13 protein-coding genes are annotated in these 15752 nt (G+C 41.9%); 3 read left to right on the top strand and 10 right to left on the bottom strand.

Annotated elements, in window-relative coordinates:
* Positions 1-44: 44 nt before the first annotated feature.
* On the top strand, positions 45-2399 hold the full coding sequence (locus G6R09_RS15920; protein WP_163923481.1) for a PilZ domain-containing protein: 2355 nt from the start codon (positions 45-47) through the stop codon (positions 2397-2399).
* A gap of 49 nt (positions 2400-2448) precedes the next feature.
* Here the strand turns inward: G6R09_RS15920 and serB are convergent, their stop codons facing one another.
* Positions 2449-3414 (bottom strand): phosphoserine phosphatase, encoded by a 966-nt coding sequence (gene serB / locus G6R09_RS15915; protein ID WP_065169180.1) that lies wholly within the window; start codon positions 3412-3414, stop codon positions 2449-2451.
* 262 nt (positions 3415-3676) lie between these two features.
* On the opposite strand from serB, the gene G6R09_RS15910 reads away from it, so the two are divergent.
* Entirely contained in the window at positions 3677-4288 is a 612-nt protein-coding gene (locus G6R09_RS15910) for a YtjB family periplasmic protein (protein ID WP_163923479.1), read from the top strand.
* Between the two features lie 71 nt (positions 4289-4359).
* Here the strand turns inward: G6R09_RS15910 and deoD are convergent, their stop codons facing one another.
* The 6 genes from deoD to G6R09_RS15880 form a co-directional block, all read right to left on the bottom strand.
* On the bottom strand, positions 4360-5079 hold the full coding sequence (gene deoD / locus G6R09_RS15905) for a purine-nucleoside phosphorylase (RefSeq protein ID WP_036795952.1): 720 nt from the start codon (positions 5077-5079) through the stop codon (positions 4360-4362).
* A gap of 179 nt (positions 5080-5258) precedes the next feature.
* Complete coding sequence (gene deoB, locus G6R09_RS15900) at positions 5259-6479, bottom strand: phosphopentomutase (RefSeq protein WP_163923476.1); 1221 nt, start codon at positions 6477-6479, stop codon at positions 5259-5261.
* Positions 6480-6489: 10 nt separating this feature from the next.
* Positions 6490-7821, bottom strand: a complete 1332-nt coding sequence (gene deoA / locus G6R09_RS15895) for a thymidine phosphorylase (RefSeq protein ID WP_065169178.1) — start codon at positions 7819-7821, stop codon at positions 6490-6492.
* A gap of 220 nt (positions 7822-8041) precedes the next feature.
* The gene (deoC, locus tag G6R09_RS15890; protein ID WP_065169177.1) at positions 8042-8818 is read right to left on the bottom strand and encodes a deoxyribose-phosphate aldolase; all 777 of its coding nucleotides are present in this window, start codon (positions 8816-8818) and stop codon (positions 8042-8044) included.
* 621 nt (positions 8819-9439) lie between these two features.
* Positions 9440-10729 carry a NupC/NupG family nucleoside CNT transporter gene (locus G6R09_RS15885; RefSeq protein ID WP_065169176.1) on the bottom strand — a complete coding sequence of 430 codons (1290 nt, stop codon included), beginning with the start codon at positions 10727-10729 and terminating at the stop codon, positions 9440-9442.
* A 216-nt stretch (positions 10730-10945) separates the two neighbouring features.
* Positions 10946-11749: a TatD family hydrolase gene (locus G6R09_RS15880; RefSeq protein ID WP_163923472.1), complete on the bottom strand. Its 804-nt coding sequence runs from the start codon at positions 11747-11749 to the stop codon at positions 10946-10948.
* 167 nt (positions 11750-11916) lie between these two features.
* On the opposite strand from G6R09_RS15880, the gene prfC reads away from it, so the two are divergent.
* Positions 11917-13506, top strand: coding sequence for a peptide chain release factor 3 (gene prfC / locus G6R09_RS15875; RefSeq protein ID WP_065169175.1), 1590 nt, complete (start codon positions 11917-11919; stop codon positions 13504-13506).
* A 94-nt stretch (positions 13507-13600) separates the two neighbouring features.
* On the opposite strand, the gene rimI is transcribed toward prfC, so the two are convergent.
* The 3 genes from rimI to G6R09_RS15860 all read right to left on the bottom strand — a co-directional run bounded on the left by rimI (position 13601) and on the right by G6R09_RS15860 (position 15702).
* Positions 13601-14056, bottom strand: a complete 456-nt coding sequence (gene rimI, locus G6R09_RS15870) for a ribosomal protein S18-alanine N-acetyltransferase (protein ID WP_065169174.1) — start codon at positions 14054-14056, stop codon at positions 13601-13603.
* Positions 14046-14447, bottom strand: a complete 402-nt coding sequence (locus G6R09_RS15865; protein WP_065169173.1) for a DNA polymerase III subunit psi — start codon at positions 14445-14447, stop codon at positions 14046-14048. Before G6R09_RS15865 ends, rimI begins: the two co-directional genes overlap by 11 nt.
* Before the next feature lie 157 nt (positions 14448-14604).
* Entirely contained in the window at positions 14605-15702 is a 1098-nt protein-coding gene (locus tag G6R09_RS15860; RefSeq protein WP_065169172.1) for a glycerol dehydrogenase, read from the bottom strand.
* Between the last annotated feature and the right edge of the window lie 50 nt (positions 15703-15752).

Below are 15752 nucleotides of genomic sequence, written 5' to 3'. Positions count from 1 at the left end.
TGTGACCGATAAATATACCCAGCCACTCATTAATAGACCTATCCATGCATCTCGACGATTATAAAGCCCTGATTGAACAATTATTGCCAATCTATAACCAGCCTGATTTTGAGCCCATGTTTACATTATTAACTGAGCACGAAACGGGGCCTGCACGGCTACAAATAAAAATGGAAATCAATCGTTTGATGGCCCCATGCAATAAAATTATTGATCTTCGAGGGCGGGTTAAAGGTCAGTGTCGCCAGTATGCATTTAATGGTTATAACCATTGGTTAGATGATGTCGCTATCAATATTTATCATCACCGCAGTCGTGTGTTTGGCGGTCAGTATTGTTATGGGCTTTACGAAGAGTTGATTAATACCCATAACAATTTTCGTATTATCCACCAACAACAGCAACAAAAACAGCCACCAGTAGAGGCAGCAACAACAGACACTCAATATAGTTTATTCCAAGCGAAACTGATTCGATTTGGATACTACCTTAGCCGTGAAGAAAACAGGCTCAGTATCGCGACCCCAATCGCATTAACATTAGCCAATAACCAACAAGTGCTGGCAACAACGGTCGATCTTTCTCTGTCTGGGGCTAAATGTAAAGTGCCAGCGGCGTTTGATTACCAACTTGGTCAAACGATTACCGCTTCGTTTCCACAACTGGCACAACAATACCAAGATGCTCGCCTTAACCAAAGTCATCACTATCGTATTTTAGGCATTGATGATATTCAAGATAACGACAGTATTAAATGGTTGCGCTTATTAGCATTAACTGACAATGCAGCGTTACAGGCGATTATTAAGCATGATCAGCATCAATCATTAAGTCGCAATAACCATGACGATAAGATTATTCAATTACGTACGCAAGGATTTGAGCATTGTTACCTTAAGCATACGACAACGATGCCATTATTTTTTGCTGGAACGAACCTCAAATACAGCTTGTTAACCGATCATAATCAACACCAATGGCAATATTGGCATGATGAACGTAACCAGCCAGTAATTAATCATCTGCTATCAGCCTCTCGTATCAGTAACCTCGGTCTCAGTAAGGTTTCACAAACCAGCACCTTAATTTATAGCTTCTTTCATGAGCATCAAGGCCAACGTTATTTTTATTCTGCAGCATTACCTGAAATGACACGTCAACAGCGGCTATTATTTTGGCAGGTTGGTGCAAAACGTCAAAGTTGGCGCGTAATGCGATTAACACTTTACCCTTTAACTGCTAACGATATTCAAGCATTAGCTCAATTGACACCAGAAATGATGCCATGTTGTCAGGACTTATCTCATATTGGTACTTTGCAAGATTTAACCCACTCGCAAGTCCAACCGGATTATCTTGCTGGCGCTGCGTCAACGTTAATGGCTCAAGAGTTACATCAATTCCGTCATCCTCGTAACCCGATTAGCCAAGCAGAAGCGATCCACTTTGATCCTAAACCACTGCGCAGTGAATCTCGATTTCAATATCAAACAACCATCACTCTTCAACAAGACAATGGTGCGATCAGCGGTCATTCAATTGATTTTTCCAGCCGTGGACTGAATATTAATTTAGATCAACCACTACGCTGTAAACAAGGTGATACCGTGATCATTGGATTTACCGATTTAGCCCGCAGCACTAAAAATAGTATTTTAAAAAGAATGCCCTACCAGGTTATTCGCACTAGCCCTAATGGCAAAAATATTCAATTAACAACCATTGAAAATGACGACGGTTTATTAGGCGGACAATTTCTACAAACGTTAATTGCCTCTAACCTCGAAAAGTTACCCGTGTGTAAAGAGCCGCAACCCTCGACGGCGATGTTATTTGCGATGCATCAAATGTTGCTGACTCGATTGCATTGTTTGCCTTATTTCGCTGAAAAAGTTGACCATAAAATCAAGGTCAAAGCGATTGGATCCAATTTTCCATTGTCACCACTGGCAACCATACTCCACCAGCTAAGTGATAATGAACGCTGTGATCTGGATATTATTTTCAAACAACGAGTGAAACAATTACTCGCCGATCCAATGCGACCGCGAGACAAACAGCCCCCTCCCGTTATTCATGAATTATATTTAGCGATTGAGATTAAAGATAATAAAGTGCACCAGGTTGATACGAAGCTACGCCAGGATTTTGATGATGTTGCCAGCCAACGCGCATATATTGAGCAGGCTCGTCAACACGGCGACTTATTTGTATTGCGGATCACTGCATTGCCCGTGTTGAATCCACTGACGATCTTAATTGGTGAAAAACTGAGTAAATTAGCACGCTTAACATTGCATCGAGCGCGAGCATTAGAAATGGAGTTCACGTCATTGATAGGTTGTGGTGAAATTTTAGATATTACCGATGAAGTGTTAATTCGGCTTGAAATTCATTAATGTGATTAACCATTCGCACCGATTACAAGGTGCGAATGCTGCATCAAACCTACCAAGCTAACCGTTGTTCGGCGAGGGATGCTGATAAGATACAAATTACCGCCCCTAAATCAGCATGACGAATAGCCACATTGGCCTGTTGTTCAACCACAGGTTTAGCATGATAAGCAATGCCAAGCCCTGCAATTTCCATCATCAGTAAATCGTTAGCACCATCACCTACAGCAACGGTATTATGCGGTTCAATATCAAACTCTTCGGCTAATGCCAATAATATATCTGCTTTAGCTTTGGCATCAACCACTTTGCCAATCACCTTACCAGTTAACTTACCGTCAATAATTTCAAGCGTATTGGAAGTTGCTGATACCAAATTAAATTGCTGCTGTAGATGATCGGAAAAATAACTAAATCCGCCAGAAGCGATCGCCACTTGCCAACCATAATGGTGCAAGGTGGCAATTAATTGAGGTAACTCAGCCATTAACGGCAGCTGATCGCGAACTTGGGTTAAAATCGCTTCATCTGCGCCAGCTAACGCAGCTACGCGTTGGCGTAAACTCTGCTCAAAGTCTAATTCACCCGACATCGCTCGCTCTGTAACCGCAGCCACTTCTTCACCAACCCCAGCAAGTTTGGCGATTTCGTCAATACACTCAATCTCAATCGCAGTTGAGTCCATGTCTAATACCACGACCCCTGGCATTGATAAATCAGGAATATCGCTCACATAAGCAAAGTCTAATTGTTGTTCAATCACTTTTTGCTGTTGATCTAACGAGAGCTCACTGGCAATTAAAATGGCATCATAGGCACCCACTTTCCAAGCTGCGACAATATCAATAGCACTCAAACCAACATCATTAATCGCCTCAATATTATCAGTGGTAATTTGCTTACCATAGACTAACCAATTTGCTTGGCGCTTACTGGTATTAGTGACAGATAAAATCTCGGGAAAGCGTTTAAACAAGGTCGGGTGTTTGTTGATTTTGAGTACGTTCGCAACGTCCATTATGTCATCCTTAACAATTTGATTACTATAAACCTAACGATTGTACTCATGAAGAGCAAGTCCAATTGTAAAATGACAGTTATATCACTAACCACAAAAAGCTTTTTACACTTATAAAATCAATAGCTTGTGAAAAGTCTCTTTTCAAATCATCATCAGCACTTATTTGTTAACAAAGTTTAACAATTACCTGGCGGTGAAATAATCATCTCTTATTTTTTTAGTGTAGAATAACCATCATCGAAGTAATCGAGAGCTATCAATGATCCAATGGAACACCAAACGGTGGCAACGTCAGCGACTGCATAAAGCCGTTATAGTGCTAATATGCCTATTAACATTTATTGGTATCCTTCAATATGGCGCTTCCCTTAGCCAACAAAACTACCAATTGCTAAGTGAGCAAACTCAAACCTTATCACAAATTATTGTGCGCCAAGCAGCTCAAAATGCAGCACTAGATATTGAAAATAAAGACCAAGATCAGCTGCAATTATTAGTGCAGAATTTAGCCACTGAGCCATTAATATTGGATGCTAGCATTTATAATCTTGAGGGAGTGGTGTTAGCCAAAACTAAAGCCGCAATGCCATTAGAACAATTAACTGGGCTGTCGACGCCACTGGCAATGGCGAGTATCGGTCGTCAACAAATTGCAGAGCCTGTATTGCTCAATGACCATATTATTGGCTTTATGCGGATCACGCTCGAACACGATAAATTACTGACTCATGCTTACGCTAAAATGGCGACCATGACCGCTATTATTCGAGGTTTAGTGATCGCAGCATTGATTCTAGGCGGGTTATTGATGTTGGTCTTTAGCCGTCAGCATTACCAAGGGCATTTTCCATTCCTGCGTAATCAGCCCTAATAACAGTAATTAGTGGCCATAAAAAAGCGGCAACAGTTTGCACTGTTACCGCTTTTTTTATTCAACGTCGATTACTCAGCATCACCAAGTAATACTGATTCTAATGCGATCTCAATCATCTCATTGAAGGTTAATTGACGCTCTTCAGAGGTTGTTGCTTCACCGCGTAGAATATGGTCAGAAACAGTACAGATAGTCAGTGCTTTAGCACCAAACTCTGCCGCTACGCCGTAGATACCAGCCGCTTCCATTTCAACACCAACAATGCCGTACTTATCCATTGTTTTGAAGAAATCAAAATCTGGGTTGTAGAACAAATCAGCAGAGAAGATATTACCGACTTTAACTGGAATACCTTTTGCTTTTGCTGCATCTACTGCATTTTGTACCATACCGAAGTCAGCAATTGCTGCGAAGTCATGGCCACCAAAACGGATGCGGTTTACTTTAGAATCTGTTGATGCACCCATGCCGATAACAACATCACGTAATTTAACGTCATCACGTACAGCACCACAACTACCAACACGGATAATTTTCTTCACGCCAAAGTCTTTAATTAACTCTGTCGCATAGATAGAACAAGAAGGAATACCCATACCGTGGCCCATAACAGAGATCTTACGACCTTTGTAAGTACCAGTGAAACCAAGCATGCTACGTACATTACATACTTCAGTCACATTCTCTAGGAATGTTTCTGCGATAAACTTAGCACGTAGTGGATCACCAGGCATCAGCACGACATCTGCAAAATCACCCATTTCAGCATTAATATGTGGAGTAGCCATCGTTATATCCTTTTGTTAATTGAATCAGTTATCAGTAACGCTAGCATTTGCTTTAAAACACACCTTACTCATAACCAATAATCGCTATCATATAAACAACCACATTTTTATACTAATCAAGGCGATTAATCCAATGATTCCTCGCCTTGATGATCAGAATAATAGTTGTTTATTCGTATTTATAGAAACGACTTACCGTAAGCCATATCAGAGGTACCAAAATGCTCAGCAAGGCTTTGGCCAATATCAGCAAATGTTTCACGACGGCCTAATGAACCCGCCTTCACTTTTGGTCCAGTTACAATCACTGGAATATGCTCGCGAGTATGATCTGTACCCGGCCATGTTGGATCACAACCATGGTCAGCAGTAATAATTAGCACATCATCTTCTTTTAGCAAGGCTAAGATTTCAGGTAAGCGACGGTCAAAGTACTCTAACGCTGCTGCATAACCTGCAACATTACGGCGGTGACCATATGCTGAGTCAAAATCAACGAAGTTAGTAAATACGATGCTGTTATCACCCGCCTCATCAATTTGCGCTAACGTTGCGTCAAACAATGCTGGAATACCGGTTGCTTTTACTTTACGAGAAATACCACAGCCCGCATAGATATCAGAAATCTTACCAATAGAAATTACTTCACCTTGCTTTTCTTCAACCAACTTTTGCAAAACAGTTGCTGCAGGTGGCTCAAGAGACAAGTCGCGACGGTTACCCGTACGTTCAAACTGACCTTTACCAGCACCAGTAAATGGACGCGCAATAACACGACCAATATTGTAATCTTCTAGCTCTTCACGAGCGATATGACAAAGTTCCATCAATTTATCAAGACCGTAAGTCTCTTCATGACATGCAATTTGGAATACAGAGTCAGCAGATGTATAGAAAATTGGTTTACCTGTTTGCATGTGCTCTTCACCCAAGTCATCCAGTACTTGAGTACCAGATGCATGGCAGTTACCTAAGTAACCATCTAAGCCTGCACGTGCAAGAATGCGATCAGTTAATTCTTTAGGGAAGCTATTGGTTTTATCACTGAAGTAGCCCCAATCAAACAATACTGGTACACCTGCAATTTCCCAGTGACCAGAAGGGGTATCTTTTCCTGATGAAATTTCTTTCGCGTGGCCGTAAGCACCTACGATTTCAACGTCACTGTCCATACCTTCAGGAAAACTACCACATGATTCTTCACAGGCTTTTGCTAAACCTAGTTTGGTTAGGTTAGGCAAATGTAGCGCGCCACTACGATCACCATTATTAGCTTCGCCGCGCGCACATGCTGCCGCAATATGGCCAAGGGTATTTGCGCCTACATCACCGAAATCAACCGCATCTTCTGTCGCGCCGATACCAAAAGAATCTAAAACTAAAATAATTGAACGTTTCATTTTTGCTCCGTTATACATCTTGTTTGCCAATGCGACGGTATACTTCCGGGGTTGCTTCTGACGTTGTATCTGCAACGGTAATATTAGCTCGTACTGCCTTCGCAGCGTCTTGCCATTGCGCTTCAGTGCGCGCATGTACCATTGCTAGTGGCGTATCTGCATACACTTCATCACCAAGACGAATCATATTTGATAGACCCACAGCATAATCGATGTTATCGCTAGCGACACGACGTCCCCCCCCCATGCCAACAACAGCCATACCTAAACCACGGGTATCCATTGCAGTTGCAAAGCCGGTTGTTTCAGCAAATACAGGTTTAATAATCTCTGCTTTATCAAGATAGTTATCATAATTATCGATAAAATCAGTTGGACCACCAAGACCTGCAACCATTTTGCCAAAACGTTCTGCTGCTTGACCATTATCTAACACTGCTTGAAGTTTGGCACGTGCTTGCGGTAAATCTGATGCAAGTTTACTGATAACTAACATTTCAGCACACAATGCCATTGTTACTTCATATAGACGCGGATTACGGTATTCACCCGTTAAAAACTGTACTGCTTCACGTACTTCAAGCGCATTACCTGCTGTTGATGCCAATACTTGGTTCATGTCAGTCAATAACGCTGATGTACATGTACCTGCACCATTAGCAACCGCCACAATTGATTTTGCTAACTCTTCTGATGCTGCATAAGTTGGCATAAATGCGCCAGAGCCTACTTTTACATCCATCACTAAGTAATCTAAACCTGCCGCTAATTTTTTAGACAAAATAGACGCGGTGATCAATGAAATATTATCAACCGTTGCGGTTACATCACGGGTTGCGTACACACGTTTATCAGCAGGAGCTAAATCACCTGTTTGACCGATAATTGCCACACCCGCTTCTTTAGTTACTTTACCGAACACTTCATTGCTTGGCGTAATGTTATAACCTGGAATCGATTCCAACTTATCTAATGTACCGCCAGTATGACCAAGACCACGACCTGAAATCATTGGTACATAGCCACCACATGCCGCTACCATAGCGCCCAGCATTAAAGAGGTCACATCACCCACACCACCGGTTGAGTGCTTATCCACAATTGGACCATCGAAGTTCATATGGCCCCAATCAATCACCATACCAGAATCACGCATTGCACAGGTTAATGCGACCCGCTCATCCATAGTCATATCATTAAAATAAACCGCCATTGCAAATGCTGCGATTTGACCTTCAGAGACAGTGTTCTTCGCTACACCTTGAATGAAAAAATTAATTTCATCTGCTGTTAAAGCAATATTGTCGCGTTTTTTACGAATAATTTCTTGAGGTAAGTACATGACGATCCTCTTACTGATATCGATTTCAATGGGGAAAATTAATTATCTAGCGGTCAAATTACGCTATTAAGTAACCAAAATTTGCTTGCAAAAATCCGTCACTGATGACTAAACATCATTGATAAATACGGTTAAATAACCTAGATAATTGTCACTAATATAAAAATAATTAGTGTTAAGAAATAATAAGGTGGCATGACGCCACCTTATTCAAAGACGCTTAGTAGCCGCCTTGTGCTGCTTGCTCGCCTTCACCTAATGTGTGAAGTAAGTTAGCAAGTAGGCTTGATGCACCGAAACGGTAATGACGGCTATCTGCCCACTCATCACCAAGAATAGTGTTAGCCATTGCTAAGTATTGTTGTGCATCTTCAGCAGTACGCACACCACCAGCAGGCTTAAAGCCAACTGTTTTTTCTACGCCCATGTCTTTAATCACATTTAGCATGATTTCAGCATATTCAGGTGTTGCGTTTACTGGCACTTTACCTGTTGATGTTTTAATGAAATCAGCACCGGCATTGATACAAATTTCAGATGCTTGCTTAATAAGTGCTTCAGTTTTTAGCTCACCCGTTTCGATGATAACTTTTAGTAGTACGTTATCGCCACATGCTGCTTTACATTGCTTAACAAGCTCAAAGCCTACTTCTGCATTGCCAGCCATTAGCGCGCGGTATGGGAATACTACGTCTACTTCATCTGCGCCGTAAGCTACAGCTGCTTTCGTTTCAGCAACAGCGATCTCAATGTCGTCGTTACCGTGTGGAAAGTTAGTCACGGTTGCAATACGTACATCTGGTGTACCTTGTTCACGTAGCTGCTTTTTAGCAACAGGAATAAAACGTGGGTAGATACATACTGCGGCAGTGTTACCAACAACTGTTTTTGCGTTCTTACACAGTGCGATCACTTTTTCATCAGTGTCGTCTTCATTCAATGTTGTAAGATCCATTAATTTTAATGCACGTAATGCCGCAGCTTTTAAATCGCTCATGACTCTCTCCAGTCGTAATGTTTGATCGAGATAGCATCAATAATACTATCTGAATACTCGATATGAATTCAGCAGTGAACTCATCAATTTCACTGCGATGCAACGACATTAATTATCGCTGTCATCTATGAGCGGACGTTGTTCCTTGAAGACCCAGTTATCAATTAACTTGATAGTGGTTGCTATCCTTAGCACCGCGCGTGCGACCTAAAACAAAGTTTCGTTGATCAACTCGTTTAGGTTTTACTTAACTTATAATATCAACTCAACCACGACTCGACCATTAAACTCGTGTTTCCTGTGGTGGATAATATGTTTACTGAAATAAAAACTGCTATCGTAACTCATGCAACTTGATCATAAAAAAAGCCATTTATTGCATAAGTTATTATTAATGATGCAAATAACAGCCATAATTTATTATCAATAACAACACTACTGTTTCTATCAGAGAATAATAACAGAGTGAAGATTTAGAAAGGCGAACGCAATCGATTTTATTACATTAAATTCGGTTAATTGCACTTAAACCCATAGCAGCGTAACCGTCTAACAAAAAAAAACGCCACCGCTAATGCGGTGGCGCTAATAATAGTGTGTTATTTGTTGCTGACGGTGCTATTACGCTGCAAGAGTAATAAATAGACCAGCAATCGTTGCAGACATAAGGTTAGATAACGTACCTGCTGCCACAGCTTTCATACCAAAGCGAGCGATTTCAGCACGACGCGTTGGTGCAAGACTACCAATACCACCCAGTAGAATAGCGACTGAAGATAGGTTAGCGAAACCACACAATGCAAATGAGATGATTGCTTTAGTCTTATCAGACATTACCGCACCAGTCTCCGCTACTAACATACCGCCGTCAGCCACATCTTTCAGGTAAGGGGCAAAGTTTAGGTAAGCAACGAATTCGTTAACAACAATCTTTTGACCGATGAATGAACCAGCAAGTTGTGCTTCGCCCCATGGCACACCAATTAGGAATGCTAGTGGTGAGAAGATGTAACCTAGAATTAATTCTAGTGTTAACTGAGGCATACCGAACCAACCACCGATACCACCTAACATGCCGTTTACTAATGCGATTAGACCGATGAATGCAAGTAGCATTGCGCCAACGTTTAGTGCCAGTTGCATACCTGATGATGCACCCGCAGCTGCCGCATCAAAAATGTTTGCTGGTTTTTCTTCAGCTTCATCACCGTTGTCAGCTAGCTGTTCAATTGGCTGCTCTGTTTCAGGCTTGATAATTTTTGCAAATAATAGACCACCAGGTGCTGCCATGAATGACGCAGCAATCAAGTACTCTAGTGGTACACCCATTTGTGCGTAACCTGCTAATACACCACCAGCAACTGATGCCAAACCGCCACACATTACTGCAAATAGCTCAGACTGAGTCATCTTAGGTACGAATGGACGAATAACTAATGGTGCTTCTGTTTGACCAACAAAGATATTTGCTGTTGCAGACATTGATTCTGCATGTGATGTACCCAGTACTTTACGTAGTCCGCCACCAAGAATGTTGATAACAACCTGCATAACACCTAAGTAGTAAAGCACGCTAATAAGAGCAGAGAAGAACACGATAACAGGCAGAACACGTAAAGCGAAAACAAAACCGCCACCGCCAAACAGCTCAAACATCTTGTTTGAAGTCAGACCGCCAAATAAGAAGTTAATACCGTCATTACCGTAAGCAATAACGTTAGCAACTGCTTGTGACATACCGTACAGCACATCACGGCCTACAGGTACATAAAGTACAAATGCACCCAACAGGAATTGGATAGCAAATGCGCCACCAACAGTACGTAGATTGATCGCTTTACGGTTATCAGAAAGTAGTACAGCAATTAGTAGCAGTACCACCATCCCAACAAGGCTCATTAGCAGGCTCATGATTTATGGAATCCTATAGTTAAGTTTTGGCGTCTTGACAGTTCGGCTCTTTAAGAGTTGGCGCATTATACTCATGGAGCTCGAGATGATGTAATGCCAAGATCACAATTTATGAGGAAAATTTATGAATTAGAATCCGCTATTGTGATCGTTATCACAAATAATTCACTGTAATATGCAAACGATTAGCGCAATCGTTTGGCTTTGGCAGCAAAATCACACCTTAATTTGAAATAATTCAGTCGTTGTTAAGGTTGTGACCTGTGCTACGTGCGCATATGTCTCACCTCGAAGTTGAGCTAATACCGTCACAATATCAACTAAACGCTCGGGTCGATTCGGTTGACCTTGATAGCCTGCAATAGGCATATCTGGAGCATCAGTTTCCAATAACAACGCAGATAACGGTAATTTGGTCATAGTAGCGCGAGTTTTCTGCGCTCGACTATAAGTAATTGTGCCACCAACGCCGATTTTGATACCGAGATCAACTAGCTGAGTCGCTTGTTGGTAACTACCACTAAAACCATGATAAACACCTCCCGCTTTTGGTAACTGCTGGCGCAATAACTGCACTAGTTCAGGAAACGCTTTACGGCAATGTAATATCACGGGTAATTGATATTGATTCGCCAATATCAACTGTGCTCGTAGCCATTCAAGTTGTTGGTCGCGATTAACATTTGCGACCGCAAAATCTAATCCGCACTCACCAACGGCGACACAACGATAATCATCTCTAGCATGAGCAAGCTCAGTGGTTAACTCACTAACAACCTCGGCACTATGCTGATGGCTAAAAAAAGGATGGATCCCTAAGCCATAATACAAACCTGAAAATTGCTGACATAAGCCTGCAACTGTCCCCCAATTGCGATTGCCGACAGTTGGAATAACCATCGCTTTTACGCCAGCTTGCTGGGCTTGTGTCCACGCTTGAGCTGGATTTTCAGCAAAAGGGGCAAAATCAAAATGGCAGTGACTGTCAATGAACACTGAATTTTTGCACACTACAGGCATAGTTTTAATCTCTATCAAGGCAGGTATTGTGGCTATTATTACTCAAATTCAATCTCAAATACGCCATTCTTTATCTTTGTGAGTAATTCTCCTGTGGCTAGATTGAGTCTAAAGGTAAAATCAGCGACAATAGCGAATAACGCACTCCATTCAAAAAGAACATGCTAATGTCGCAAACACTGTTTCAAGGCGAAGTATCGAAACGTCGTACTTTCGCTATTATCTCCCACCCCGATGCGGGTAAAACCACCATTACTGAAAAAGTATTGTTGTTCGGAAACGCGATCCAAAAAGCGGGTACCGTAAAAGGTCGTGGCTCTAACCAGCATGCAAAATCTGACTGGATGGAGATGGAAAAAGAACGTGGTATCTCGGTAACTACATCGGTAATGCAGTTTCCTTACAATGCTTGTTTGGTTAACTTGCTTGATACTCCAGGACACGAAGACTTCTCAGAAGATACTTACCGTACCCTAACCGCGGTTGACTCCTGTCTTATGGTTATCGATGCCGCAAAAGGTGTCGAAGATCGTACTCGTAAGCTAATGGAAGTTACTCGTCTACGTGACACACCTATCGTTACCTTCATGAACAAATTGGACCGTGAAACACGTGATCCAATGGAACTACTAGATGAAGTTGAAGTTGAACTAGGTATGGCATGTGCTCCTATCTCATGGCCAATTGGTTGTGGTAAAGAGTTCAAAGGTGTTTACCATATTCACCGTGATGAAACGATTCTGTACAGCACAGGTCAAGGCCACACTATTCAAGAGCAACGCATCATTAAAGGCTTAGATAATCCCGAGCTTGATGTTGCAATCGGTAACGATTTAGCGGCCAATTTACGTGAAGAGCTAGAGCTGGTGATCGGCGCATCTAATGAGTTTGATCTTGAGCTATTTTTAGCCGGTGAACTAACACCAGTATTCTTTGGTACTGCACTGGGTAACTTTGGTGTTGATCATATGCTTGATGGCTTAACTGAGTGGGCTCCGGCACCATTACCTCGCCAAGCAAATACTCGTGAAGTAGAAGCGACAGAAGAGAAATTCTCAGGCTTTGTATTTAAGATCCAAGCTAACATGGATCCTAAGCACCGTGACCGTATTGCATTTATGCGTATTGTATCTGGTACTTACAATCAAGGTATGAAGATGAACCATGTTCGTACCGGCAAAAGCGTCAGTATTTCTGATGCGGTAACGTTTATGGCGGGTGACCGTTCACGTGCTGAAGTTGCTTATGCTGGTGATATTATTGGTTTACACAACCACGGTACCATTCAAATTGGTGATACCTTCACTCAAGGTGAGAGCCTTAAGTTTGCCGGTATTCCAAACTTTGCGCCTGAATTATTCCGTCGCATTCGTCTAAAAGATCCACTTAAACAAAAGCAATTGCTAAAAGGCTTAGTGCAACTTTCAGAAGAAGGTGCTGTACAAGTATTCCGTCCGCTACAAAACAACGATCTGATCGTAGGTGCGGTAGGTGTGCTTCAGTTTGATGTGGTTGTTGCCCGTCTTAAAGCTGAATATAACGTTGAAGCGATTTATGAAGGCGTTAACGTTGCCACTGCGCGCTGGGTTGAATGTGATGATGTTAAGAAACTTGAAGAATTCAAGCGTAAGAACCAATCTCATCTTGCACTAGATGGTGGTGATAACTTATCTTACATCGCGCCAACCATGGTTAATCTTAACCTTGCCAAAGAGCGTTTCCCTGAAGGTGATTTCCGCGCCACTCGTGAGCACTAATCCCCTAACAGGTTACTACTAATACCAAAAAGGCCGTATTCATCTGAATACGGCCTTTTTATTGGTCTTTATTTATAGCTACTTTATAAGTAATTTAGCTAAAAGGCATAAACATATACGCCATGATCAATGCATCTTCACGACCATCGACGGCTGGGTAATAGCCAACGCGGCGATTAGTTTCATTAAATCCAGTTGCTTCATAAAGCTTGTATGCGCCGAGATTACTTTCGCGTACTTCTAACCAAATTTCTTCTGCTTGCTTGGCTTCTAATTCATCAATAAAACCATTGAGTAATAATTTACCGTAGCCTTTACGTTGCTGAGCAGGATCAATGGCAATATTTAATAAGGTGCCTTCCCCTGCAACCAATTGTCCAAAGCAATAACCGACCACTTGCTCGTCAACCACTAATACATAGTTCGCGGCAATGCGGTTAGGCTCTTTACGGATCATCGATTCTGCCCATGGAAAGGTATTGGCAGCTTGTTCAATGCGCCAAACATCATCAGTATGGTGTGGTTCTAATGGAATAATTTTATGCGTCATAACTACAAATCTGTTGCCATAATGCCTTCTTTGACGAGGGATCATTATGCATAAGTTTTAATGAGGCCGAATTCAGTACCTGACAACCTGTAGGGTGCGCCCCTTGGCAACCCGCAAACCAACACCACGTTAAATGGTGCGCTGCGATTTGATCAAGTGCCGATAGCGGCAAGGATAATGCTTGTTCTGGGGTTAATTTCATACTTGATAAAATCCGCCCAAACAACCAAGCATCATGCTCATCCAATTCCTCTGCCGCAATAAAAAGCAGCTTACACTCAGCGGGTAGATTGATCACAGGCAGCACTTGATTAGGAAAAAGCTCAGGCTTTCGCACTTGCCAATAAGTGATCCCCATTTCCTGTAACACCTGAATATCGCGTTGCTTCATATCCTACCTGCTATGGAATATAAATGGAGACTGATCCTAGCAAATCCGTACTGCTTTGTACTCATAAACTATCATCTTCTGTTCCTAATGGCTTAAAAACAACAATGCCGACATGATGTCGGCATTGTATTTACTCATCAATCATTAAACTGAAAACTTAGTCATGGTAGCGCTGAGCTAATGCATCTGCAGCAACCATTGCTTGGTAAACGCGATCAGCATTTACTTTAACCGCCATATTGCACATAGTGTCACCTTCAGCGCAGGCAATTTCAGCCACTTGACGCCATTCAGATTCCACCATTGCTTCAATACCAAAATCAGCCAATGTTAATGGTAAGCCTGCTGTTTTCATCACGTAAATAACGTTTTCAATTTCTTCAGCATCGGCTTTTTCAAGCACTAATTGAGTGAGCAAACCAAACGCTACTTTCTCACCATGTTGAATATGATGTAGTTGCGGTAATGATGACATACCGTTGCTGATCGCGTGTGCAGCCGCTAAACCGCCCGATTCAGCACCGATACCGCTTAAGTAAATAGTCGCTTCAACCATTTCCTCTAATGCTGGAGTCACCACATGGCGACGCGCGGCATCCATTGCCATTTCTACGTTTTCAACAATCAATTCATAGCACATCAATGCCATACCCAGACCGGTACGTGATACCCGTTTTTGAACAAGGTTTAAACCGTCAGCATAACAGCATGCACGTGCTTCAAAGAAAGTCGCTAGCGCATCACCAATACCTGCAGCAAAGAACTTGGTTGGCGCGGCGGCAATAATTCCGGTATCGGCAATAACAGCATCGGGGTTTTGTGGTAGGAATAAGTAACGGTCAAATTCACCATCATCTTTATATACGACTGATAACGCAGTACAAGGTGCATCTGTAGAAGCAATGGTTGGAAAAATAATCACCGGAATATGAGCAAAATGCGCCACAGCTTTAGCGACATCCATGGTTTTACCACCACCAATACCGACCACAACATTAGCGCCAATACGTTTAACTATCTCATGGATACGACCAATTTCAGTATCAGTGCATTCATATTGAAATTGTTCTGCATGAGCAGTAATACCCGCTTGTTGTAATACCGGCAAAGCGTCAGTTGTTACTTTATTAAGAATAAATTCATCGCAAATCAATAAGGCATTATTACCAAAATCTTTAATAAATCCATCCAACTGTGGTAACAGGTTTTGGCCGATAATAAACTTTTTAGGTGAGGTAATACTACGTGGGATCATTACTGCTATTCCTTAAAATTATTTATTAGCAATAAAATACCACCACTGAA

Source organism: Photobacterium sp. Alg240-V54, assembly GCF_900537155.1.
GTDB lineage: Bacteria > Pseudomonadota > Gammaproteobacteria > Enterobacterales > Vibrionaceae > Photobacterium.
Note: the sequence above shows the minus strand (reverse complement) of the source record. Positions and strands in the feature narration are given on the sequence as shown.